The following is a 22911-nucleotide window of genomic DNA, read 5'->3' on the forward strand; positions in this document are numbered from 1 at the left end:
ATAAAAACATGAGCCCCAAGTACCAACTTTAAATACGACGAACAACTGATAAATAACTACGACTAAATACCTAGAGATTACAGTTCACCTTTGAATAATTTCACAAAGCGATCTGGGGTGTCTTGACCTAAGCAGATATCTAATATTTCATGAGATTCTTGTTGTTCTTCTTCACTTCTAGGGAACATACGACTTTCATATTCTTTAATAACTTCATCAAAATTATCATAGTTGTTAGCAATGCCTTCAGCTAATTCGGCAGCGTCTAACATCGCTAAGTTAGCACCTTCACCTGATGGCGCCATTAAATGTGCTGCATCTCCAATTAAGGTAACGCCTGATTTATCTTCCCAACGGTGTTTGTCAGGTAAAGCGTTGATTTTTCGTGCTACAATATCTGAATCTGAATCAGTTAATAAGGCTGTGATTTCAGGCGCCCAACCTTCAAATTCAGGTAAAACTGTATTGATAACTTCTTGTTTATTTGAAAAATCCATGCTATTAATCCACTCTAAATCGCAATTCATTTCAATATAAGTATGAATAATATCGTTCGCTTCACGGTGTGCTACAAAGCCTTTATTAGGTGCAAGAGCATACATTGCGCCTTTACCAACTGCTTCAGCTGTTTTAGGGTGTTGTTTATCAACATCATATAAGTAAGTTTCAATAAACGTAGTACCTACATAATCAGGTGTTACATCTGTTGACAACTTACGAACTTTAGACCATGCGCCGTCTGCCCCGATAAGTTTACTTGTAGTAACAGAACTATCATCTCTAAATACTACTTTATATTGTCCTTTTTCAATTTCTTCAATATGGTCTACTTTTTTATTCCATTCAATTGTCTCTTCTGGTAATGAATCTAATAAAATTTGGCGTAAGTCACCACGTAGAACTTCTGGACGGCCGTTGCTATCATCAGCTGGCACATCAAGTAGTAATTCACCTTGTGAATCTAGAATACGTGCTGCATCCGCACCTTCATGAATAATTGCATGAAATTCATCCATTAGGTTTGCTTTTTCTAACGCTACTTGTCCATTGTATTCGTGAATATCTAATTGACCACCTTGTGTACGGGCCTCAGGGGAAGGATCAGCTTCGTAAACTTTTGCAGGGATACCATTGACATATAATACACGAGCTAACGTTAAGCCTCCAATACCGCCACCAATAATAGTGATAGGTTCTTTTACATCTATGTCTTTATTTAATTCAGCCATAATATTAACTCCTTTAATTTGAAAAGTATTAGTGCACTCACAGTTTACGTCATAAAGCATTAATTTAAACATATTTTGCTTTATATAAAGTTAAATTTAAAAAATTGACTAAAATAAAAAGCTTTTAATTCTTACTTAACACTTTGTATACAAGTGCTAAGAGAATTAAAAGCTAATAGTTAAAATTTATACGAGTAAGTTGTTGTTATTTTGTTGTTTATACTTCTGTAACTTCAACATCGATATGTTCGACACGGTTAAAGGCACCATGATCTACTGGGCCTACGAAGTCGTTCATTTTCCATCCATTTTTAATTGCTGAAGCTACAAAGGCTTTAGCACTAACTACAGCATCTTTAGGAGATTTACCGTTTGCTAGATAAGCTGTTGTAGCAGCTGCAAATGTACATCCTGCACCGTGGTTATAACTTTGTTGGAACATGTCTGTAGTTAATTGATAGTGTTGATTACCATCATAGTATAAGTCGTATGATTTATCTTGATCTAAGGCTTTGCCGCCTTTAATGATAACGTGTTGAGCGCCTTGATTGTAGATAATCTCAGCTGCTTTTTTCATGTCGTCGATTGAAGTTAATTTTCCTAAGCCAGAAAGTTGGCCGGCTTCGAATAAATTAGGCGTCACAACTGTTGCTTTAGGTAATAAATATTCAATCATTGCGTCAGTATTTCCTGGGTTAAGTACTTCGTCTTCACCTTTACATACCATAACTGGGTCAACTACGAAGTATTGCGCACCTGATTGCTCAAATGCTTCGCCAGCACGTTTAATAATCTCTTGAGTGCCTAGCATACCTGTTTTTACAGCATCTGGTCCAATAGAAATTGCTGTTTCGAGTTGTTTCTCAAATAAGTCCATTGGAAGAGGTGTTACATCGTGAGACCATGTTTCTTTATCCATTGTTACGACAGCAGTTAAAGCGACCATGCCATATGTGTCTAATTCTTGGAATGTTTTAAGGTCTGCTTGCATTCCAGCTCCCGCGCTAGTATCTGATCCTGCAATTGTTAATACTTTTTTTAAAGCCATATCTATTCACTCCCGATAGTTTCTAATCTACGTCCTATCATATCACGTTTTTCTTCACTCTTGCTAGCTACAAGTTATGGGAGAAATCGGTAACTGAAAAGGGGGCGATTATGTTAAAATATGGCAAGAGGTGAATGCGATGGAATGGTCAGAAATATTTCATGACATTACAGAACGACACGACTTTAAAGCAATGCATGATTTTCTAGAAAAAGAATATATTACTCAAGTGGTCTATCCAGATAAAGAGAATATCTATCAAGCATTTGATTTAACGCCGTTTGAAAATATTAAAGTAGTTATACTAGGGCAAGATCCTTATCATGGTCCAAATCAAGCCCATGGTTTAGCGTTCTCGGTACAACCGAATGCGAAGTTTCCACCATCATTAAGAAACATGTATCAAGAATTAGAAGATGATATTGGTTGTCATAGAACGTCGCCACATTTACAAGATTGGGCGCGTGAAGGTGTATTATTATTGAATACTGTCTTGACTGTACGTCAAGGTGAAGCACATTCTCATAAAGATATTGGTTGGGAGACATTCACGGATGAAGTCATTAAAGCGGTCTCAGAGCATCGTGAAGATGTGGTGTTTATATTGTGGGGTAAACCTGCACAACAGAAGATTAAATTAATCGATACTTCTAAACATCATATTATTAAATCTCCACATCCAAGCCCATTGTCTGCGTATCGTGGGTTCTTCGGCTCAAAACCGTATTCACGTGCTAATGCGTTTTTAGAATCTAAAGGTAAAACGCCTATACAATGGTGTGAAAGCGGGGAAAGCTAGATGAATAGAGACGATATTATTCGATTAATTGAACAGGAATTAGTACAAGCAGATGAAGCGGTGAATGAATACCAATTTGAAAAACATATGTATACGATTCATACGTTAACGTCACTTTACGCTAAAGGGTCATCTAGCAATGCGCCAAGTCATGATTTTACAGATACGGTGACGGCGAACTCATTTTCAAAAAATAAACGTAAAACGACTGATTACGTAGCGCATCAAACGACTAATACTCCTCAAGATAAACCTACAGTGACGGCGCAAGAGATTGAAGCGATGGGTGGTAAAGTACCTCATTCTATGAAATCATCAACTAATGAGAGCTTGCCATCGAATACTATGGTGACAGATGATGAAATTGGTAACGGAGATTCAATATTTGATTTTTAAATTGAAAAGGGAGGTTGAGCAACGATGATGAAAGTATTTATCATTCTAGGGGCATTATGTACGATGATGTCAGTAGGTACAGGTGCATTTGGTGCGCATGCTCTTGAAAATAAACTCTCAGACAAATACATGTCTGTATGGGAAAAAGCGGTAAATTATCAAATGTATCATGGTCTTGGATTGCTTATCATTGGAGTAATTGGTGGTACAACATCAATCAATGTGAATTGGGCAGGATGGCTTATTTTCTTAGGTGTCGTGTTCTTTAGTGGTTCATTATATATCTTAGCGTTAACGCAAATCCGTATATTAGGAGCAGTGACTCCAATTGGTGGCGTACTCTTTATTGCAGGTTGGTTAATGCTTATCATTTCTACATTTAAATTTGTTGGATAATTAATCATATTCTATTTGAATAATGAATACTGATTTGAGATTAAATAGCTCACCTTCAGGGTATGTAATATACTTGAGGTGAGTTTATTTTATGGGTAAAGAAAAAGAGAATCCGAATATAGATAGAGGGGATTTGAAGAAAAACCTTTCCGAAAAATTTGTATGGGCAATTGCTTATGGCTCATGTATAGGTTGGGGCGCGTTCATCTTACCTGGCGATTGGATTAAACAATCGGGTCCGATTGCTGCATCGATTGGTATTGTTATAGGTGCATTACTAATGATTCTAATCGCGGTAAGTTATGGCGCACTAGTTGAAAAGTTCCCTGTTTCAGGTGGGGCATTTGCATTTAGTTATTTAAGTTTCGGGAGATACGTTAGTTTCTTCTCATCTTGGTTTTTAACGTTTGGTTACGTCTGTGTAGTAGCATTGAACGCCACCGCATTTAGTTTGTTAGTTAAATTCTTATTACCAAATATATTAAATAATGGGCGACTTTACACCGTCGCAGGCTGGGACGTGTACATAACTGAGATTATTATAGCGACAATCTTATTACTTGTATTCATGTTCGTTGCGATTCGTGGCGCAAGCGTTTCTGGTTCATTACAGTATTATTTCTGTGTGGCGATGGTCATTGTAGTTATTTTAATGTTCGTCGGTTCATTCTTTGGTAATAATTTTGATTTTGGTAACTTACAACCATTAGCAAATCCTAAGAGTGGATGGTTTACTTCAATTATTATGATTGTAGCCGTGGCACCGTGGGCTTATGTTGGTTTCGACAATATTCCACAAACTGCTGAAGAATTTAACTTTTCACCAGATAAAACATTTAAATTAATTGTGTATAGTTTATTAGCAGCTTCATTAACTTATGTTGTTATGCTTCTATATACTGGCTGGTTAAGCACAAGCAATGCTAGTTTAAATGGTAATTTATGGGTGACTGGCGCTGAGACACAAATTGCATTTGGCTATGTAGGTTTAGGTGTATTAGCTATTGCGATTATTATGGGAATATTTACAGGTTTAAACGGTTTCCTAATGAGTGCGAGTCGTCTACTATTCTCAATGGGACGTTCTGGCATTATGCCAAAAGCTTTTAGCACATTACACAGTAAATATAAAACGCCTTATGTGGCAATCATCTTCCTAGTAGCAGTAACATTAATTGCGCCTTGGTTAGGCCGTACTGCCTTAACTTGGATTGTAGATATGTCATCAACAGGTGTATCTATTGCCTACTTTGTAACATGTTTATCAGCAGCTAAATTATTTAGTTATAATAAACAAAGTAATACGTATGGGCCAATTTATAAAACATTCGCAATTTTAGGCTCAATCGTGTCATTCATTTTCCTTCTATTATTATTAGTGCCTGGTTCGCCAGCAGCACTTTCAACGCCATCTTATATAGCGTTAGGTGGTTGGCTTATTATCGGATTGATTTTCTTTGCGATTCGTTATCCTAAATTGAAGAAAATTGACAGTGATGAATTAAGTCGTTTGATATTAAATCGTTCTGAACATGAAGTTGAAGAAATGATAGAAGATACGAATAAATAGATGAAAAATAATATGAACATGTAGATATAGTTAAAGCTTCGAATGGATTGTTTAAATTCCATTCGAAGCTTTTATATTTAATATGAAGTTAAATACGTTTTCTTCTTATATCGAAGCCAGAGATGATAATTTTAGAGATTTGGTCTGCGAATAGTAATCCTAGAGCAATTCCTCCGGCAATAAGTGTTACTTCAAGCATTGTGTTAATTGCTTGTCCAAATTCTAGTAAGACAAGGTTCTTTGTCGCATCGAAAGCTAGGCCTCCTGGTACGAGAGGGATAATGCCTGGTACCATAAATATAATCGCGGGTTCTTTCTTTCTGCGAGCCATGTAATGACTAATCAGACCTAACGCTAGACTACCAAGAAAGCTTGAATAAATCGTATGAATACTGAAGCCATGGTAAAACAGAATATAAACCATCCAACCAAATGCCCCTACAAAACCGCAAGATAAGTATAATCTTCTAGGAGCGTCGAATATTACACAGAAAAAGAATGAAGACATATAACTAAATAATAAATTTAATATCCAAAACATGTGTGTGCACTCCTAAACTAAAATTAATACTGAACCCACGCCAGCACCGATACCAAAAGCAGTTACGAGGGCTTCTAGCGATTTCGTTGTAAACATCAACATATGACCACCGAATAAATCTTGAATGGCATTGGTAATGAGTACCCCGGGTACAATTGGCATTACAGAGGCGATGATAATAGTGGCTAAATCACCGCTAGGAGCAAGTGAATGTCCAAGAACGGAGATGACTCCGATGACTAAGGAACCTATAAACTCCGGTATAAATTGTGCATGTAAACGACGATCTAATATTTCAACCACTAAATAACCTAAACCGCCAGCTAATAAGGCAGTGAAGACATCGATAAGTAGGCCACCTTGTAGATAGAGGAAGCTAATAGCAATAATAGCTGCAGCAATTCCTTTGAAAAGTAAGCTACTATCTCGCTTAGCCACGTAAATATGTTCCAATTCTTTCTTTGCATCTTCGAGTGAAATTGCACCTTTAGTGATAAGGCGAGAAATTTCATTTGCTTGAGAGATTTTAATGAGATTGGTATCACGCGAGTTAATTCTAAAAATTCGTGGATACGATTCATTGTGTAATGTAAATTGAATGACTGTATTTGTAACAAAACTATTACTTTCGGAATAGCCTAATTTGCGAGCAATTCGTGTCATCGTATCTTCAACTCGGGTGCCTTCCGCCCCTGACTCTAATAAGATACGACCGGCCATCATAACCACGTCTTTGATTAATTTTTCATCTGCATTTTCATTTGTTTTTATATTATCCATTTCATCACCATTTGTTAAGATGTACTCATTATTATAGTGTATGCATATTGAAAATACTACTTGTTATTAATAAAATGTTCGCAATTTGATAAAAAATTTTCATAAAAACGGAATAGTATAATGTTGCAATATATTTAAATTAAAAAGTATAAACAAATTTTCCACATAATGTTTCAAAATATTACAATTTGGTTAAATAATAATTAGTTAACAATTTGTGAATAATATTGGGTAGCGACAATATTTTTACGAATGTTAATGATTCAGAGTAGTAATTAAGTTCTCCCAACACATACTACACGAAGAAGCTAGGGGTTAGGCCCTAGAGATAGAGGGTTCAAATTGGCAACGTAAGGTTCCAACTTGAACCCTCATTTTATATATATATCAATATTTCATTTGTAATTAAATTGCAAAGAATGTTTCGAAATCTTCAGTATTTAAGATATGGCCTATATAGAAACCACCGAAATCGCCGTAGCGAGCAGTTGTTTCATCAAAACGCATTTCGTAGACGATTTTCTTGAATTGTAAGACGTCGTCTGCGAATAATGTTACGCCCCATTCATAATCGTCGAAACCTACTGAACCGGTAATAAACTGTTTAATTTTACCTGCATATTTACGACCAATCATGCCGTGGTTATACATTAATTTTTTACGATCTTCCATTGGTAACATATACCAGTTATATGTTTCATTACGGCGTTTATCCATTGGATAGAAACAAATATATTCTGATCTTGGTAGTTCAGGATACAAGCGTGCTCTTACATGTGGATTTTGGTAAGGATCTTCATCTGATTTACCTGCTAAGTAATTTCCTAATTCAATTACTGATACATAAGAGTATGTTTGAATAAAGAAATCGGCAATGCGTAATTTATTTAACTCATTTTCAATTTCATTTAATTCTTTCATTTCTGGACGTAAATACCATAATAAGATATCGGCTTTTTGACCAGTAATATTATAGAGCGCATAATCACCTGCTTGGTTATCTCTAGCGCTAGCTTTATCATTAATAAATGCTTTAAACTCAATAATCATCGCTTCACGTTCATCTTCGGGCACTAATCTAAATGTCGCCCAATCTACAGCGTAAAATAAATGAAGGCTATACCAACCATCTAAAGTTTCAGCTGCTTCGCTCATGTGTATCGCTCCTTTAAACTAAGATATTTATCACTTAATACAGGTTAAATTTTATCATAAAGCATATAGGGAGACATACCTAAATGATTACAAATTAGTGAAATGGAAATCTCGTATAAAATAAAGTATAATTAAGGTGCAAACATAATTATGAAATTATTTAGGAGGGCCTTATGTCTAGTTTATTAGATGTATTACAAGAAAAACTTTCAGGAAAAAATGTGAGAATCGTATTACCTGAAGGTGAAGACGAACGTGTATTAACAGCTGCTACACAATTACAAGCAACTGATTATGTAACACCTGTTGTATTAGGTGACTATGACAAAATTAATTTATTAGCTCAAGATAAAGGATTAGATGTTTCAAATATCGAAGTAATCAATCCATCTACAAGTGAATTAAAACCAGAATTAGTTAAATCTTTCGTTGAACGCCGTAAAGGTAAAGCAACTGAAGAACAAGCGGACGAATTATTAAACAATGTGAACTATTTCGGTACAATGTTAGTTTATGCAGGTCACGCTGACGGATTAGTAAGTGGTGCTGCGCATTCTACTGGCGACACTGTACGTCCTGCATTACAAATCATTAAAACTAAACCAGGTGTATCTAAAACTTCTGGTATCTTCTTTATGATTAAAGATGACCAACAATATGTATTTGGCGATTGCGCTATTAACCCAACATTAGAATCATCTGACTTAGCAGAAATCGCTGTTGAAAGTGCGAAATCAGCTAAAAGCTTTGGCATGGATCCACGCGTAGCAATGTTAAGTTTCTCAACTAAAGGTTCAGCTAAATCTGACGATGTTGATAAAGTTGCAAATGCTGTTCAATTAGCACAAGAAAAAATTAAATCTGAAGGCTTAGATGATGTAGTTATCGATGGTGAATTCCAATTCGACGCTGCTATCGTACCTTCTGTTGCTGAGAAAAAAGCACCAAGTGCAAAACTTCAAGGTGATGCAAATGTATTCGTATTCCCAAGCTTAGAAGCTGGTAACATCGGATATAAAATTGCACAACGTTTAGGTGGATTCGACGCAGTTGGCCCAGTATTACAAGGCTTAAATTCACCTGTAAATGACTTATCACGTGGTTGCTCAACTGAAGACGTTTATAAATTATCAATCATCACTGCTGCTCAAACATTACAATAATGGATTTAGCAAGCAAATATTTTAATGACATTGACTGGCGCTATATAGACCATTCTTCTGGCTTAGCGCCAATGCAGTCATTTGCGTTTGATGACACGTTTTCAGAAAGTGTAGGAAAAGATTTATCATGCAATGTAGTAAGAACTTGGATTCATCAACATACCGTGATACTTGGTATTCATGATTCTCGTTTGCCGTATCTTAAAGACGGCATCCAATATTTAACCGATGAGATTGGTTATAATGCGATTGTGAGAAATTCAGGTGGACTCGGTGTGGTACTTGATCAAGGCATTTTAAATATCTCGCTTATTTTCAAAGGACAAACTGAAACAACTATCGATGAAGCATTTACAGTTATGTATTTACTAATTTGTAAAATGTTTGAAGATGAAGATGTAGATATAGATACTCGAGAAATTGAGCATTCTTATTGTCCTGGGAAATTTGATTTAAGTATTGATGGCAAAAAGTTTGCAGGTATTTCACAAAGACGTGTACGTGGTGGCATTGCCGTACAAATTTATTTGTGCGTAGAAGGCTCTGGTGCCGAACGTGCAGAAATGATGCGTGTCTTTTATGAACGTGCACTTAAAGGCGAGATAACTAAATTTAGTTATCCAGATATTCAACCAGAGTGTATGGCGTCATTAGAAACGTTGTTCAAACGTGAAATTAAAGTGCAAGATGTAATGTTCCAATTACTACATGCAATTAAAGATTTAGGTGGCAAGTTAAACATGGAGTCAATTACAGACGATGAATGGCAACGTTACGATGGTTATTTTAATAAGATGATCGAGCGTAACGAGAAGATGAATCGTTCCATGGCCGAATAGTGAATAAACGTTAGAGACTTTTTATTACTTTTTATTAGTAGTGAAAAGTCTCTTTTTTTGAAAGGCGATAAAATTTTAATGCAATTTTAAAGATTTTATTGCCTTCATTGTCGCACAAAAAAAGTGATTTAAGACCGAATAATCTATGAAAATCATCGCAAATTGCTATATTCCTAATAATTTTTATAGTAATATAGTTTAGGTGGACTAATTTAAAAAACTGTCATAAGGCAGTAGATTATGTTATTAAATTCGAAATTTAGGGTATTAATATTTTTAAGTTTTGAACTAATTTTAACAAAGTTTTATACTATTTATTGGTATGAGTTTTATAACATAATTTTTTATTAAATTTAAATTTGATAGATGTAGATAAACATATTGTTATAGACAAATAGATAATTAAACAATTAATGATAAACAGAAGATATATGGAAACTAGGATATGCCCGTACTTTTTAAAGTTGATGAATCGGGTGTATAGAGTAATCACTTATAGTGTCCTAGTGACCTACATAATTATAAGACAATGCGGGATAACAATTGAGGGTGTATAGCACAATGGATGTGTATGCGAGCCTCGAAATAATTTTCAGAAAGAATATTAAAGGTGAGATATCATGGTACAACGTGGCTATGGGGAGTCTAACGGTAAAATAATATTAATCGGTGAGCATGCGGTAACATTTGGACAACCGGCAATTGCGATTCCGTTTACTTCAGGAAAAGTTAAAGTGTTGATTGAAAGTTTGGAAAAAGGCAGTTATTCTGCGATTCAAAGTGATGTCTATGACGGACCTTTGTATGATGCACCAGAACATTTGAAATCATTGGTTGGTCATTTCGTTGAGATTAAAGAAGTAGAAGAGCCTTTATTAGTTCGAATTCAAGCCAACTTACCTCCTTCAAGAGGATTAGGTTCAAGTGCGGCAGTAGCTGTCGCATTTATTAGAGCGAGTTATGATTATTTAGGTTTACCATTAACTGACAAAGAATTATTAGAAAATGCGGACTGGGCTGAACGTATCGCGCACGGTAAACCAAGTGGAATCGATACTAAAACAATCGTCACAAACCAACCTGTATGGTATCAAAAAGGGGAAGTAGAAATCCTCAAAACATTAGATTTAGATGGCTATATGGTCGTTATTGATACAGGCGTCAAAGGCTCGACAAAACAAGCGGTTGAAGACGTTCATCAATTATGTGATAACGATGAAAAATATATGGATATTATTAAACATATTGGTTCTTTAGTATATTCAGCAAGTGATGCCATCGAACATCATAGCTTTGATCAATTGGCAGATGTTTTCAATCAATGCCAAGATGATTTAAGAACGTTAACTGTAAGTCATGAGAAAATTGAGATGTTGCTTAAATTAGGCGAACAACATGGCTCAGTCGCTGGTAAATTAACTGGTGGCGGTCGTGGTGGCAGTATGTTGATTCTAGCGAAAGAATTAAAGACTGCTAAAAATATCGTAGCAGCTGCAGAAAAAGCTGGAGCACAACACACATGGATTGAGAAGTTAGGAGGATAAACCATTGAAAAAGAGCGGTAAAGCACGTGCACATACGAATATTGCACTGATTAAATATTGGGGTAAAGCAGACGAGGCGCTGATTATTCCGATGAATAATAGTTTATCAGTTACATTAGAACGTTTCTATACTGAAACGCGTGTAACATTTGATGAGGCATTAACTGAAGACCAGTTAGTTCTTAATGGCGAACAAGTGAATGCTAAAGAAAGTGCCAAGATTAAACGTTACATGGAAATGATTCGTAAGGAAGCGGGCATTACTGAACATGCACTGATTGAAAGTGAGAATTTTGTCCCTACAGCGGCAGGTTTAGCTTCTTCCGCTAGCGCATATGCAGCATTAGCTGGTGCATGTAATGAAGCTCTCCAATTAGGTTTATCTGATAAAGACTTATCTCGCTTAGCGCGCCGTGGTTCTGGTTCAGCCTCACGTAGTGTCTACGGTGGCTTTGCCGAATGGGAAAAGGGTCATGACGATGCGACTTCATTTGCGCATAGCATTGATGCACATGGTTGGGAAGACGACTTGGCCATGATCTTCGTTGTAATTAATAATAAATCGAAAAAGGTTTCAAGCCGTTCAGGTATGTCCTTAACACGTGAAACTTCACGTTTCTATCAATATTGGCTAGATCATGTAGACGCAGATTTAAAAGAAACAAAAGAAGCAATAGCTAATAAAGATTTCAAAAGTATGGGTGAAGTGATTGAAGCGAATGGGTTACGTATGCACGCAACTAATTTAGGTGCGCAACCACCATTTACATATTTAGTTCCAGAAAGCTATGAGGCAATGCGCATCGTCCATGAATGTAGAGAAGCAGGACTTCCTTGTTACTTTACAATGGATGCAGGCCCTAATGTTAAAGTTCTTATTGAAAAGAAAAACCAACAAGCAATTGTAGATAAATTCCTACAAACATTTGATCAAGAACAAATTATTACAAGTGATATCACGAAATCAGGAATCGAAATAATTAAGTAAGGAAGAGATACAATGATTCAGGTGAAAGCGCCAGGAAAGCTTTATGTAGCAGGTGAATATGCAGTGACCGAGCCAGGCTATAAATCGGTCTTAATCGCGGTAGACCGTTTTGTTACAGCTGTCATTGAAGCTTCAAACGAAGTAATGGGTACAATTCATTCTAAAACATTACATTATGAACCAATCACATTCTATCGCAATGAAGATAAGATTGAAATTTCAGATCCTCATGCAGCTAATCGATTAAAGTATGTTGTAACAGCTATTGAAGTCTTCGAACAATACGCTAGAAGTTGTAATGTTAAGTTAAAACATTTTCATTTAACAATCGATAGTAATTTAGATGATGCTTCAGGTCAAAAATATGGCTTAGGTTCAAGTGCTGCCGTATTAGTATCAGTTGTGAAAGTCTTAAATGAATTTTATGAGATGCAATTATCTAACTTATACATTTATAAACTAGCGGTTATTGCAAACATGAGATTGCAAAGTTTGAGTTCTTGCGGTGATATCGCAGTAAGTGTATATAGTGGTTGGCTCGCTTATAGTACATTTGACCATGATTGGGTTAAACAACAGATGGAAGAAACGTCTGTCAATGACGTCTTAGAGAAGAACTGGCCAGGACTTCATATAGAGCCTCTACAAGCTCCAGAGAACATGGAAGTGTTAATAGGATGGACGGGTTCTCCTGCATCGTCACCTCATTTAGTAAGTGAAGTGAAACGCCTTAAATCAGATCCTACTTTTTATGGAAAATTCTTAGACCAATCACATTCTTGTGTAGAGAATTTAATTTATGCGTTTAAAACGAATAACATTAAAGGCGTACAAAAAATGATTCGCCAAAATCGTGGCATTATCCAACAAATGGATAATGAAGCAACGGTGGATATTGAAACGGAAAATTTAAAACTGCTATGTGATATTGGTGAACGTTTCGGTGGCGCTGCGAAAACGTCGGGCGCCGGTGGAGGCGACTGTGGTATTACTATTATTGATAATAAAATTGATAAGCAACGCATTTATAGCGAATGGGAAGCCCATGGTATTAAACCATTAAAATTTAGAATTTATCACGGACAGTAATGCGTTAAGAGGAACGAGTGAGTCAGAATTCGATACAAGAATTGTGAGCTTGCTCTTTTTTTATTGAAATATGTATTCTTTGAAACAGTGCTTGAATTTTCCAGTAAAAAGAGTAAAATTATTAGAGTTAAATTAGACGATAATGATTAGGACAGATTAATAATTTATTGAGTTAACTTTAAATGTTTTTATGGGAGCTTTTCCTCAATGAAAGTGAGAAATGTCCTAATGTTAGTCCATGGCTATGAGTATAGAGAGAAAGGTGGGTAGCAAGGTGAAGAATAAATTCTTAATATGTGATGAATGTCAGGCGGTTAATCTTAAATCATTAAAGCGCAAACTTGAAAAATTAGATCCAGAGGCGGAAATTGAAATAGGGTGTCAATCGTATTGTGGACCAGGACGCCGTAAAACATTTGCGTTTGTTAATAACCGTCCACTTGCTGCACTAACTGAAGATGAACTAATGGAGAAAGTAACAACGCAACTTAAAAAACCACGTGATCCTGAAGAAGAGGAACGGTTAAGAAAGCGTAATGAAGAACGTAAACGTCGTAAAGAAGAACAAGATAGAAAATTAAAAGAAAAATTGGCTAAACGTAAAGCTGTGAAATAAGATGTTACACTGGAAATAATAAATATATATCGTTGGAAAAGAAGGGCTCTTCGAAATTTTAGGTTAAAGCTAAAATTTGAAGAGCCTCCTTTTTGACGTATTGTTTGGGAAACGGGATGATGTCATCTGTTAGATTGTATTAATTTTGAGTTTTGTTCATAAAAAAAGAACTAAGAAGAATAAATTCTTCTTAGTTCTCAAGTAAGGTTTAATCCTATGACATTACAACAACGTTAGTTGCTTGTTCGCCACGTTGACCTTCAGTTATTTCGAATTCAACTTTTTGGCCTTCTTCTAAAGATTTGTAACCTTCGCCAGCAATACCGCTGAAATGTACGAATACATCGTTACCGTCTTCTCTTTCGATGAAACCAAAACCTTTTTCTGCGTTAAACCATTTTACTGTACCGTTATTCATATAGAATACCTCCATGTGCTTTTGCACGAATATTTGTAACAAATTCATTTATTAAAAAGAGAGCATTCTAGATAAACACACTACAATTAAATACACGAGCTTTTATTACGTTAGATTAACTATAACTCATATTTATTAATAAGTAAAGCTTTTTATTAATAAAAATAGTGATAAGTTTAATTTATATATTAATAAAGAGGCTTGAACCCTTGTAATACAAGAAATTGAGTCCTAAAATTATAGTTTGAAATGTATTGAAAACTAATTAAACGATCACATAAAAAAACACTAAGAAGAAAATGAATTCTTCTTAGTGTTAAGCATAGGTTTAATCCTATGACATTACAACAACGTTAGTTGCTTGTTCGCCACGTTGGCCTTCAGTAATGTCAAAGTCAACTTTTTGACCTTCTTCTAATGTTTTGAAACCTTCACCAGCGATACCACTGAAATGTACGAATACATCGTCACCGTCTTCTCTTTCGATGAAGCCAAAACCTTTGTCTGCATTAAACCATTTTACTGTACCGTTATTCATATAGAATACCTCCACGTGCTTTTGCACTTAATATTTGTAACAAATTCATTTATAAAAAGGAGAGCATTTCTAGATAAACACACTACAATTAAATACACGAGCTTTTATTACGTAAGTCCAACTATAACGGATATTTATTAATAAGTAAAGCTTTTCAATATAAAAAATTATGATAAAAATATTTTATACATATCAGGTGTGTTTAAAATACTGATGTGACGAGGTTGAGCATGCTTCACGTTTAAAAATTAAAATTTAAAACTTTTAATAGTTTTATCCACTATTATTCTTATAGATTGAATAAATCATTGAATGATTCAACCATAGTAGGGTGAGTGTAGATGTTATCGCGTAACACGTGATAAGGAATATGTTGATCTATCGCTAATTTAATTATATTAATAATTTCTTCAGATTCTTTACCGTATAAAGTAGCGCCTAAAATTTCATTAGTGTCTTTATTAATAACAACTTTAAATATGCCACGTCCATCGTTATTAATTTTGTGACGAGGAATAGTGTTAACTAAAATTTTATTTTCCGCATAATTATAATTTTGAGCTTGGGCTTCTTTAGCAGTTAAGCCAACACGAGATAATGGCGGATCGATAAACACTGTGTAAGGAATAGCGCCACGATTATCTGTCGTACGTGAACCATCACCAAATAGTTTAGATTTTAAAATTCTAAAGTCATCTAATGAAATGTAAGTGAATTGTAGTCCACCTTTGACATCTCCAGCTGCATAGATATGTTCTACTGAAGTTTGTAAATGATTATTCACTTTAATTTCTCCACGTTCGCCTAGAGTAATATCAGTATTTTCCAAGGCTAAGTCAGTATTTGGCACACGTCCAGTAGCTAATAACACAGCATCAGCAGTAAAAGCGCCTTTAGACGTTTCTACAATTGTGCGCGAATCATCATTTTTAAATTCATGTATGTCTGCGTCTGTTACAAACGTAATGCCTTTAGCCTCTAAATCCGCTACAGCATGTTCTACGACTTCTTTGTCTTCTCTCGGCATAATTTGAGACCCGTGTTCAATTACAGTAACTGTTGACCCGAAGTTTGCAAACATGGAAGCAAATTCTAGCGCAATATAGCCCCCGCCAATAATAACTAAATCTTTAGGTTGAAACTCAATATTTAATAAACCACGTGAATCATAAAGATTCTGTGCTGTATCAATACCTTTAATATCTGGAATATTAGACTTCGCACCTGTATTAATAACAATTTTATCTGCAGTCACGGTATGAGCAACTTCGCCATTCTCGTCTACTAAATTCACTTCAGTATTTGATTTAAATTGCGCTTTATAATCTAGAACTTCAATCTTGTCATCATTGGCTAAATTGCCATAATTCTTTTTATTTAATGCATTGACGACTTCTTTTTTTCTTGAAAAGGCAGAACCAAAATCTACACGTTCAATCCCATCATGAACGAGTACCTTAGAAGGAATACAGCCGTGATTTATACATGTGCCGCCGTAGCTCTCTGACGATTGTTCTACTAAGGCAACATGTTGGCCTTGTGATGCTGCATATTTAGCAAGCGTCTTACCTGCTTTACCGAAACCGATAATTAACAAATTATAATGTGACATGTGTTGTCTCCTCCTTAATAATCTCTTTAATAACGTCACTAACCGTTAATTTATTGTAAAAATCAAGCATTAAAGCTATTTCTTGTTCTTTATAATTTGCCATCGTGTGTGCAATATTTCTGGAGATAGCACAATGGCTTTGTTCATTACCAGTGAAAATGCGTTGTGAACTGGTTTTATCTACGACGAATAGTTGATACAACGTAGATAATTTTATAGTAGGTGTCGTGTTATTGGCACGGTATCCACCGCCTTGTCCACGTAGGGCGTCTATAAATCCATGATTATTTAGAACGGTAGTTACCCGACGTAATTGCACCGGATTAAGACAGGTGAGTTGTGCTAATTCCTGACTACTGAAATGTTCATCACGATGCTTCGTTAGAAAACTAAGCACATGAACAGAAATATTAAATTCTAAATTCATGATGTCACCACCTTTAATGTAACTTTATTAGTTACATTAAAATATATAGTATAAGAAAAGTCAATATGAATGACTGTAAAAAGAAGTGGGTAAACTGTAAAATGAGATAAATCAAATTTAAAGTGATTATAAAGGAGATGTCTTCAATGGCAGAATTAGTACAATTAGGTAAATCAGATGTACGTGTATTCCCAATCGCACTAGGTACAAACGCAGTAGGTGGACATAACTTATACCCAAATTTAGACGAAGAACAAGGTAAAGAGGTAGTAAGAAAAGCCATCGACAATGGTATTACATTATTAGATACTGCATATATTTATGGACCAGAACGTTCTGAAGAATTAGTTGGCCAAGTTGTTCAAGAATATCCTCGTGAGAAAGTTCAAATCGCTACTAAAGGTTCACATGTTATTAAAGATAATGATGAAGTGGTTCAAAATAATGACCCAGAGTATTTAAAACAACAAGTTGAAAATAGCTTAAAACGTCTTCAAGTAGATTATATTGATTTATACTATATTCATTTTCCTGATGAAAATACGCCAAAAGATAAAGCCGTTGCAGCATTACAGGAACTTAAACAAGAAGGTAAAATTAAAGCAATTGGTGTTTCTAACTTCTCATTAGAACAACTTAAAGAAGCCAATAAAGAGGGTTATGTAGACGTAGTTCAATTAGAATACAATTTATTACACCGTGAAAATGAAGAAATAATGAAGTATGCAGCTGACAATAATATTACTTTCGTCCCTTATTTCCCATTAGCCTCTGGAATATTGGCAGGTAAATATGATGAAGACCAAACATTCGATGATCATCGTGCAACACGTCGTGACTTCCAACCAGAAGTGTTTAAAGATAATGTACGCCGTGTGAAAGAATTAGGAACAATTGCGGAAGCGCACAATACTTCTATAGCGAACATCGTATTAGCTTTCTATCTTACACGTCCAGCACTTGATGTAGTGATTCCAGGCGCAAAACGTGCTGAACAAGTTGTAGAAAATATTGAAGCGGCTAATGTAACGTTAAGTGACGATGAGATTAAAAAAATCGATGACCTATTTCCAATCAAATAATGTAAAAAAATAAAGTAACTAAGACTCCTACACCGTTTATATATGTGTAGGAGCTTTTTTAAAATGCGAGACTATTTTTGAGTTCTTAAATCATGTACGAGCGTTATTCTTTCTAGAATGAAATTTAGCAATCTTACATAAATATGTATTGAATAGGGTACTAACACATTGTGTAAGTAGTAAGTAAGACGTATACGTCAGGCACAAAGTCATAACATAATAATAAAATATAAACGATATCTTATACATAAATGAATGAGTGAAATTAATAGAAAGCGAGGAATATAAATGATTACAGTTTTATTTGGTGGTAGCCGTCCAGAAGGTAATACTGCACAGTTAACAAAGTTAGCATTAGAGGGGTTAGAATATGACTGGATAGATTTAACGGAATATCAATTCAGTCCAGTAAGAGATTTACGTCATGAGAATGAAGATATTACTACATATCAAGATGACTATAAAGGCGTTATAGATAAAGTGTTAGAAAGTGACGTAGTTATTTTTGCTTCTCCAGTTTATTGGTATAGTGTGTCAGCCTCATTAAAAGCATTTATTGATAACTGGTCCGAAACACTTATAGATCCTAATTATAGTGATTTTAAAGAGAAAATGGCAAAAATAGATTTCCGTTTAATCTTAGTAGGGGGAGATTGCCCTAAAGTAAAAGCGAAACCTTGTATTACTCAAATGAAATACACATTAGATTTTATAGGTGCAGAATTAAATGGATATATTATTGGCACGGCTGAAAGACCAGGTGATATCTCTAAAGATGCATTTGCTTTAGAAAGAGCTAAAGAATGGAAAGAAAATTTAGGCAACGCGACTGAAATATAATAAAATTCCAATTATTTATAGCGCAACTTCTATATTGAGCGCTTGTCTGCGGTCTGTGATATAATTTCATTATTAATTCCATTGTAGAGTCAGGAGAATCAAGTATGTATAAAGTCAGAGAAGCGACAGCAAATGACGTAGTAGCTATTAGAGATATTGCTACTAAGGCATGGTATAACACATATTTAAATATTTATGCCGCATCAACGATTAATGAGTTACTTGCTGCTTCATATAATGAACAACATTTAAAAAAACGTTTAGAAGAACAATTATTTTTAGTAGCTAAAGACGAAGATGAAATTGTAGGATTTGCAAACTTTATTTATGGTACAGACTTATATCTATCAGCACACTATGTTCATCCAGAATATCAGCATAAAGGCTATGGCACAGATTTACTTGAAAATGGATTAGCCCATTTCAAAGGTAAATATGATGCAGTTTATTTAGAAGTAGACAATAAGAATAAAGGTGCTATCAAATATTATCAAAATCAAGGATTTGAAATCCTTCGTTCTTACCAACCAGAAATGTATGGAGAACAACTCGATTTAGCATTAATGAAGAAACACTTATAATTTATTAATATAATAATATGAAAGGAAGGATAAGTTTGACGCAAACATCTTATGTTGACCAGAAATTAGCTGAAGAGAAAGTATTTAAAGATCCAATTCATAAATACATTCATGTTAAAGATCAGCTTATTTGGGATTTGATTAAAACTAAAGAATTTCAACGTTTACGTCGTATTAAACAACTAGGTACACTGTATCTTTCCTTTCATACTGCAGAACATAGTCGCTTTGGGCATTCTCTAGGTGTTTATGAAATCGTGCGCCGTATGATTGATGAAACTTTTGTGGGGCGTGAGGCGTGGAATAACGAGGACAGACCCCTAGCATTATGTGCTGCCCTTTTACATGATTTAGGACATGGACCGTTTTCCCATAGCTTTGAAAAGATATTTAATACTGACCATGAGGCCTTTACACAGGCAATTATTACTGGTCCCACTGAAGTAAATGAAGTATTAAGTCGTGTTTCTGAGACATTTCCACAAGATGTAGCTGATGTTATTAATAAGACTCATAAAAATAAATTGGTAATTTCCATGATTTCGTCGCAAATTGATGCCGATCGCATGGATTATTTACAACGTGATGCTTATTTTACAGGTGTATCTTATGGAACGTTCGATATGGAGAGAATACTACGTTTAATGAGACCATCTAAAGATGAAGTACTGATTAAAGAAAGTGGTATGCACGCTGTTGAGAACTTTATTATGAGTCGATATCAAATGTATTGGCAAATCTACTTCCATCCAGTTAGTAGAGGCGGAGAAGTCTTATTGAACAATTGTTTGAAACGAGTAAAGCAATTGTATAAAGAAGGCTATCATTTTAAAATGTATCCGGAAGATTTTGTACCGTTTTTTGAAGAGACTATTACTATAGAACAGTATGTTGAGTTAGATGAAGTGGTAGTACTGTATTATTTGAAAAAGTGGGTTAATGAAAACGATGCGATACTTAGTGATTTAGCGCGAAGATTTATTAATCGTGATTTATTTAAATACATACCATTTGATGGTTCGATTATTACGATTACTGAATTACAGGAACTATTTATTGAAGGTGGTATAGACGCTGATTATTACTTCGTTAGCGAAGCTTTCTCGGATTTACCATATGATTATGACCGTCCAGGTTCAAATCGACAGCCGATTCATTTATTAAGAAGAAACGGTAGTATTAGAGAAATAAGTAGCCAGTCCCTTGTAATTTCAAGTATTACAGGTATTAATCGGGAAGATTATAAATTATATTATCCAAAAGAAATGATACTCAACATTGAAAATCCACAAATTAAAGGTTCTATCATTAATTTACTAAATGAAATGAATTAAATTGATTCGTTGAAAGTTTCATTAATAACTCATAATATAATAAATATAAAAGTTAAGTTTTTGGAGGTGTAACAGTGTCTGAGAACAAAGGTTTTAAATTTAATATTATTAGGAATGATCCTTTAGATGGCCATAAGGGTACAAATATTGGATCAATCAGTTTAGATAATATCGCACCTGTCTTTATAGATGTTGCGGAGAAAGAAGCGTTTATTGATATCGGAGGCATGCATGCGCGTGCTCAAGTTGAAAAGGGCGTAAAATGGATCACTGATAAAGAAACAGTAGAAGGCGAAGAAGCTAAAGAATACTGGCTATGTTGGGTGACTACTGAACGTGGTGAAAATGGCCCTTACTATGCAGGTGTTACAGCTTGCTATCTATTGGTTAATAAAAGCATTCGTCGTGGATATAAAAGTATGCCCGAACATGTTAATATGATGGATAAATCTATGAAACATAAAATTATCGTTGATCATATTGGTGATGATAATAAAAAAGTTTTAAAAGACTTCTTGAAATCACATAATGAAGAAATGTGGAATAATTCTAGTGAAGAATTATTCGAAGCATTAAAATAAATTTGAAATTTAATATATCTTAGTTTTTAGTTTAGCTAGTAATTGACTGAGATAAAGAGGCATGAAGAGAGAGTTCTAATTAAACTTCTTCTTCATGCCTCGTTTTATAAAAATATAACATTTTATTTTCATTCTAAAGTAGTGTCTATTCCTCGGTTAATTCATCGCCTACTTTATAATTATTGTATAAAGCTTTCATAACCTCGTTATAAACGTTTTGCAAGGGAATCGTTTCTTCCACACTTACTTTTTTCATCTCTTCATACTCAGGTTTCATTTTTAAAATTTTACCATTTTTTAAAGAGAATTTAATTGTAATATCGCCATATTGAGTATTAATTTTACGAAAAGCACGACTTAAAATGCGTCGATTTACTGTATAGCTTCTTACGCCTAATGATGAGGTATGATTTAGTACTACATTTTCAATATGGTGCTTATCATTGACTTTACAAATAATAGTTAATTGAATGGCAGGTCGATTCTTTTTCATTGTGATAGGTGTATAGTACACGTCTAATGCCCCATCTTGTAGTGCTACATCCATAAAATGTCCTAGCATTTCAGGTGTCATATCATCAATTTGGCATTCTATCACTTGGACTTGATCATTTGTATTTTCTTGGTCATCTTGAAATTGAATAACACGTAAAATGTTTGGGAATTCAAAATCTTTGTTTCCTGCGCCATATCCAATTTCGATCATCGTAGCGGCGGGGAATGGTCCAAAGTTAGTCACTAAACTTTTAGCAAAGGCAGCACCAGTTGGAGTAGTCAATTCACTTTGAACATCGAAATTCGCTAAAGGTACACCTTTTAAAATTTCAGCTGTAGCAGGAGCTGGAATAGGGTAAATACCGTGAGCGATATTGATTTTGCCGTTGCCTGTAGGAATGGCTGAACAATATAATGTTTCAATGCCGAGTTGTTCAAGTGCAATACAACCCCCGATAATATCGATTATTGAATCCATGGCGCCGACTTCGTGAAAATGCACATCTTCGATAGTCATACCATGTATTTTTGCCTCAGCATAACCAATAGTTTCAAAGATTTTTTTACTACGTGCTTTAACCCGGTCTGCTAAGTGACTTTCATCAATCATTTTAAAAATGTCTGAAGCTTTGCGATGGTGGTGATGTTCGTGAAAGTCGATTTTTAAGGTCATAGCGTTGATGCCTTGTTTAACTTTCTTTTGAAAATGTAATGCAAAATCATCGATAGGTAACTGCTTTAGTTCATTTTCAATATCTTTAGGATTAGCACCTAAGTCAACTAAAGCTGAAAGTAGCATGTCACCTGCTATACCAGCATGGCAATCTAAATATAAGGCTTTACTCATAGT

At 34.9% G+C, this 22911-nt stretch carries 25 protein-coding genes; 15 read left to right on the top strand and 10 right to left on the bottom strand.

The genetic code is table 11. The features are described from left to right. Positions 1–77 precede the first annotated feature (77 nt). Both FH144_RS09745 and thiD read right to left on the bottom strand, forming a co-directional pair. The gene (locus FH144_RS09745; RefSeq protein WP_242315501.1) at positions 78–1229 is read right to left on the bottom strand and encodes an FAD-dependent oxidoreductase; all 1152 of its coding nucleotides are present in this window, start codon (positions 1227–1229) and stop codon (positions 78–80) included. A gap of 217 nt (positions 1230–1446) precedes the next feature. Next, positions 1447–2277: a bifunctional hydroxymethylpyrimidine kinase/phosphomethylpyrimidine kinase gene (gene thiD / locus FH144_RS09750; RefSeq protein ID WP_242315503.1), complete on the bottom strand. Its 831-nt coding sequence runs from the start codon at positions 2275–2277 to the stop codon at positions 1447–1449. Positions 2278–2416: 139 nt separating this feature from the next. On the opposite strand from thiD, the gene FH144_RS09755 reads away from it, so the two are divergent. The 4 genes from FH144_RS09755 to FH144_RS09770 all read left to right on the top strand — a co-directional run bounded on the left by FH144_RS09755 (position 2417) and on the right by FH144_RS09770 (position 5438). Continuing rightward, positions 2417–3076, top strand: a complete 660-nt coding sequence (locus tag FH144_RS09755) for a uracil-DNA glycosylase (RefSeq protein ID WP_242315504.1) — start codon at positions 2417–2419, stop codon at positions 3074–3076. Further along, positions 3077–3472, top strand: a complete 396-nt coding sequence (locus FH144_RS09760) for a DUF5327 family protein (RefSeq protein WP_242315506.1) — start codon at positions 3077–3079, stop codon at positions 3470–3472. A gap of 27 nt (positions 3473–3499) precedes the next feature. Continuing rightward, on the top strand, positions 3500–3868 hold the full coding sequence (locus FH144_RS09765; RefSeq protein ID WP_242315549.1) for a DUF423 domain-containing protein: 369 nt from the start codon (positions 3500–3502) through the stop codon (positions 3866–3868). Positions 3869–3959: 91 nt separating this feature from the next. Beyond that, complete coding sequence (locus tag FH144_RS09770) at positions 3960–5438, top strand: APC family permease (protein ID WP_242315508.1); 1479 nt, start codon at positions 3960–3962, stop codon at positions 5436–5438. Between the two features lie 88 nt (positions 5439–5526). On the opposite strand, the gene FH144_RS09775 is transcribed toward FH144_RS09770, so the two are convergent. From FH144_RS09775 to hemQ, 3 genes are all read right to left on the bottom strand, one after another. Further along, positions 5527–5979, bottom strand: coding sequence for a threonine/serine exporter family protein (locus FH144_RS09775; protein WP_107507203.1), 453 nt, complete (start codon positions 5977–5979; stop codon positions 5527–5529). Between the two features lie 12 nt (positions 5980–5991). Beyond that, entirely contained in the window at positions 5992–6759 is a 768-nt protein-coding gene (locus tag FH144_RS09780) for a threonine/serine exporter family protein (protein ID WP_107507202.1), read from the bottom strand. Positions 6760–7164: 405 nt separating this feature from the next. Then, on the bottom strand, positions 7165–7914 hold the full coding sequence (gene hemQ / locus FH144_RS09785) for a hydrogen peroxide-dependent heme synthase (RefSeq protein WP_242315510.1): 750 nt from the start codon (positions 7912–7914) through the stop codon (positions 7165–7167). A gap of 173 nt (positions 7915–8087) precedes the next feature. Here hemQ and pta point away from each other — a divergent pair, with 173 nt between their 5' ends. The 6 genes from pta (at position 8088) to FH144_RS09815 (ending at position 14153) form a co-directional block, all read left to right on the top strand. Further along, positions 8088–9077, top strand: a complete 990-nt coding sequence (gene pta / locus FH144_RS09790) for a phosphate acetyltransferase (protein WP_242315511.1) — start codon at positions 8088–8090, stop codon at positions 9075–9077. Then, complete coding sequence (locus FH144_RS09795; RefSeq protein ID WP_242315513.1) at positions 9077–9916, top strand: lipoate--protein ligase family protein; 840 nt, start codon at positions 9077–9079, stop codon at positions 9914–9916. Before pta ends, FH144_RS09795 begins: the two co-directional genes overlap by 1 nt. Before the next feature lie 620 nt (positions 9917–10536). Beyond that, positions 10537–11460, top strand: a complete 924-nt coding sequence (mvk, locus tag FH144_RS09800; RefSeq protein ID WP_107507198.1) for a mevalonate kinase — start codon at positions 10537–10539, stop codon at positions 11458–11460. A gap of 4 nt (positions 11461–11464) precedes the next feature. Next, the gene (gene mvaD, locus FH144_RS09805; RefSeq protein WP_242315515.1) at positions 11465–12448 is read left to right on the top strand and encodes a diphosphomevalonate decarboxylase; all 984 of its coding nucleotides are present in this window, start codon (positions 11465–11467) and stop codon (positions 12446–12448) included. A 12-nt stretch (positions 12449–12460) separates the two neighbouring features. Then, positions 12461–13537, top strand: coding sequence for a phosphomevalonate kinase (locus tag FH144_RS09810; RefSeq protein WP_242315517.1), 1077 nt, complete (start codon positions 12461–12463; stop codon positions 13535–13537). Positions 13538–13811: 274 nt separating this feature from the next. Further along, positions 13812–14153 (top strand): DUF1450 domain-containing protein, encoded by a 342-nt coding sequence (locus FH144_RS09815; RefSeq protein ID WP_198610866.1) that lies wholly within the window; start codon positions 13812–13814, stop codon positions 14151–14153. Positions 14154–14367: 214 nt separating this feature from the next. Here FH144_RS09815 and FH144_RS09820 read toward each other — a convergent pair whose 3' ends face one another. From FH144_RS09820 to hypR, 4 genes are all read right to left on the bottom strand, one after another. Next, positions 14368–14571: a cold-shock protein gene (locus tag FH144_RS09820; RefSeq protein ID WP_103166100.1), complete on the bottom strand. Its 204-nt coding sequence runs from the start codon at positions 14569–14571 to the stop codon at positions 14368–14370. A gap of 334 nt (positions 14572–14905) precedes the next feature. Next, complete coding sequence (locus FH144_RS09825) at positions 14906–15109, bottom strand: cold-shock protein (protein WP_103166101.1); 204 nt, start codon at positions 15107–15109, stop codon at positions 14906–14908. Between the two features lie 289 nt (positions 15110–15398). After that, complete coding sequence (merA, locus tag FH144_RS09830; RefSeq protein ID WP_242315519.1) at positions 15399–16721, bottom strand: hypothiocyanous acid reductase MerA; 1323 nt, start codon at positions 16719–16721, stop codon at positions 15399–15401. Continuing rightward, entirely contained in the window at positions 16708–17148 is a 441-nt protein-coding gene (gene hypR, locus FH144_RS09835; protein WP_242315521.1) for a redox-sensitive transcriptional regulator HypR, read from the bottom strand. Before hypR ends, merA begins: the two co-directional genes overlap by 14 nt. A gap of 146 nt (positions 17149–17294) precedes the next feature. Here hypR and FH144_RS09840 point away from each other — a divergent pair, with 146 nt between their 5' ends. The 5 genes from FH144_RS09840 to FH144_RS09860 all read left to right on the top strand — a co-directional run bounded on the left by FH144_RS09840 (position 17295) and on the right by FH144_RS09860 (position 21566). Continuing rightward, the gene (locus FH144_RS09840; RefSeq protein WP_242315523.1) at positions 17295–18230 is read left to right on the top strand and encodes an aldo/keto reductase; all 936 of its coding nucleotides are present in this window, start codon (positions 17295–17297) and stop codon (positions 18228–18230) included. A gap of 288 nt (positions 18231–18518) precedes the next feature. Next, the gene (locus FH144_RS09845) at positions 18519–19070 is read left to right on the top strand and encodes a flavodoxin family protein (protein ID WP_242315525.1); all 552 of its coding nucleotides are present in this window, start codon (positions 18519–18521) and stop codon (positions 19068–19070) included. Positions 19071–19174: 104 nt separating this feature from the next. Next, complete coding sequence (locus FH144_RS09850; protein WP_242315527.1) at positions 19175–19651, top strand: GNAT family N-acetyltransferase; 477 nt, start codon at positions 19175–19177, stop codon at positions 19649–19651. A gap of 17 nt (positions 19652–19668) precedes the next feature. After that, a complete protein-coding gene (locus tag FH144_RS09855) occupies positions 19669–20985 on the top strand; it encodes an HD domain-containing protein (protein WP_198644968.1) in 1317 nt (438 codons plus the stop codon). 74 nt (positions 20986–21059) lie between these two features. Further along, complete coding sequence (locus tag FH144_RS09860; protein WP_242315529.1) at positions 21060–21566, top strand: YwhD family protein; 507 nt, start codon at positions 21060–21062, stop codon at positions 21564–21566. 145 nt (positions 21567–21711) lie between these two features. On the opposite strand, the gene larC is transcribed toward FH144_RS09860, so the two are convergent. Next, positions 21712–22908, bottom strand: a complete 1197-nt coding sequence (larC, locus tag FH144_RS09865) for a nickel pincer cofactor biosynthesis protein LarC (protein WP_242315533.1) — start codon at positions 22906–22908, stop codon at positions 21712–21714. Positions 22909–22911 lie beyond the last annotated feature (3 nt).

Origin of the sequence: Staphylococcus sp. acrmy (assembly GCF_022690565.1) — a bacterium.
Classification (GTDB): Bacteria; Bacillota; Bacilli; order Staphylococcales; family Staphylococcaceae; genus Staphylococcus; species Staphylococcus caledonicus.

Bases quoted from the DNA above. Each gene is read 5' to 3' on its own strand.
- FH144_RS09745 (WP_242315501.1), bottom strand. From the start codon at position 1,229: ATGGCTGAATTAAATAAAGACATAGATGTAAAAGAACCTATCACTATT.
- thiD (WP_242315503.1), bottom strand. From the start codon at position 2,277: ATGGCTTTAAAAAAAGTATTAACAATTGCAGGATCAGATACTAGCGCG.
- FH144_RS09755 (WP_242315504.1), top strand. From the start codon at position 2,417: ATGGAATGGTCAGAAATATTTCATGACATTACAGAACGACACGACTTT.
- FH144_RS09760 (WP_242315506.1), top strand. From the start codon at position 3,077: ATGAATAGAGACGATATTATTCGATTAATTGAACAGGAATTAGTACAA.
- FH144_RS09765 (WP_242315549.1), top strand. From the start codon at position 3,500: ATGAAAGTATTTATCATTCTAGGGGCATTATGTACGATGATGTCAGTA.
- FH144_RS09770 (WP_242315508.1), top strand. From the start codon at position 3,960: ATGGGTAAAGAAAAAGAGAATCCGAATATAGATAGAGGGGATTTGAAG.
- FH144_RS09775 (WP_107507203.1), bottom strand. From the start codon at position 5,979: ATGTTTTGGATATTAAATTTATTATTTAGTTATATGTCTTCATTCTTT.
- FH144_RS09780 (WP_107507202.1), bottom strand. From the start codon at position 6,759: ATGGATAATATAAAAACAAATGAAAATGCAGATGAAAAATTAATCAAA.
- hemQ (WP_242315510.1), bottom strand. From the start codon at position 7,914: ATGAGCGAAGCAGCTGAAACTTTAGATGGTTGGTATAGCCTTCATTTA.
- pta (WP_242315511.1), top strand. From the start codon at position 8,088: ATGTCTAGTTTATTAGATGTATTACAAGAAAAACTTTCAGGAAAAAAT.
- FH144_RS09795 (WP_242315513.1), top strand. From the start codon at position 9,077: ATGGATTTAGCAAGCAAATATTTTAATGACATTGACTGGCGCTATATA.
- mvk (WP_107507198.1), top strand. From the start codon at position 10,537: ATGGTACAACGTGGCTATGGGGAGTCTAACGGTAAAATAATATTAATC.
- FH144_RS09810 (WP_242315517.1), top strand. From the start codon at position 12,461: ATGATTCAGGTGAAAGCGCCAGGAAAGCTTTATGTAGCAGGTGAATAT.
- FH144_RS09820 (WP_103166100.1), bottom strand. From the start codon at position 14,571: ATGAATAACGGTACAGTAAAATGGTTTAACGCAGAAAAAGGTTTTGGT.
- FH144_RS09825 (WP_103166101.1), bottom strand. From the start codon at position 15,109: ATGAATAACGGTACAGTAAAATGGTTTAATGCAGACAAAGGTTTTGGC.
- merA (WP_242315519.1), bottom strand. From the start codon at position 16,721: ATGTCACATTATAATTTGTTAATTATCGGTTTCGGTAAAGCAGGTAAG.
- hypR (WP_242315521.1), bottom strand. From the start codon at position 17,148: ATGAATTTAGAATTTAATATTTCTGTTCATGTGCTTAGTTTTCTAACG.
- FH144_RS09840 (WP_242315523.1), top strand. From the start codon at position 17,295: ATGGCAGAATTAGTACAATTAGGTAAATCAGATGTACGTGTATTCCCA.
- FH144_RS09845 (WP_242315525.1), top strand. From the start codon at position 18,519: ATGATTACAGTTTTATTTGGTGGTAGCCGTCCAGAAGGTAATACTGCA.
- FH144_RS09850 (WP_242315527.1), top strand. From the start codon at position 19,175: ATGTATAAAGTCAGAGAAGCGACAGCAAATGACGTAGTAGCTATTAGA.
- FH144_RS09855 (WP_198644968.1), top strand. From the start codon at position 19,669: ATGAAAGGAAGGATAAGTTTGACGCAAACATCTTATGTTGACCAGAAA.
- larC (WP_242315533.1), bottom strand. From the start codon at position 22,908: ATGAGTAAAGCCTTATATTTAGATTGCCATGCTGGTATAGCAGGTGAC.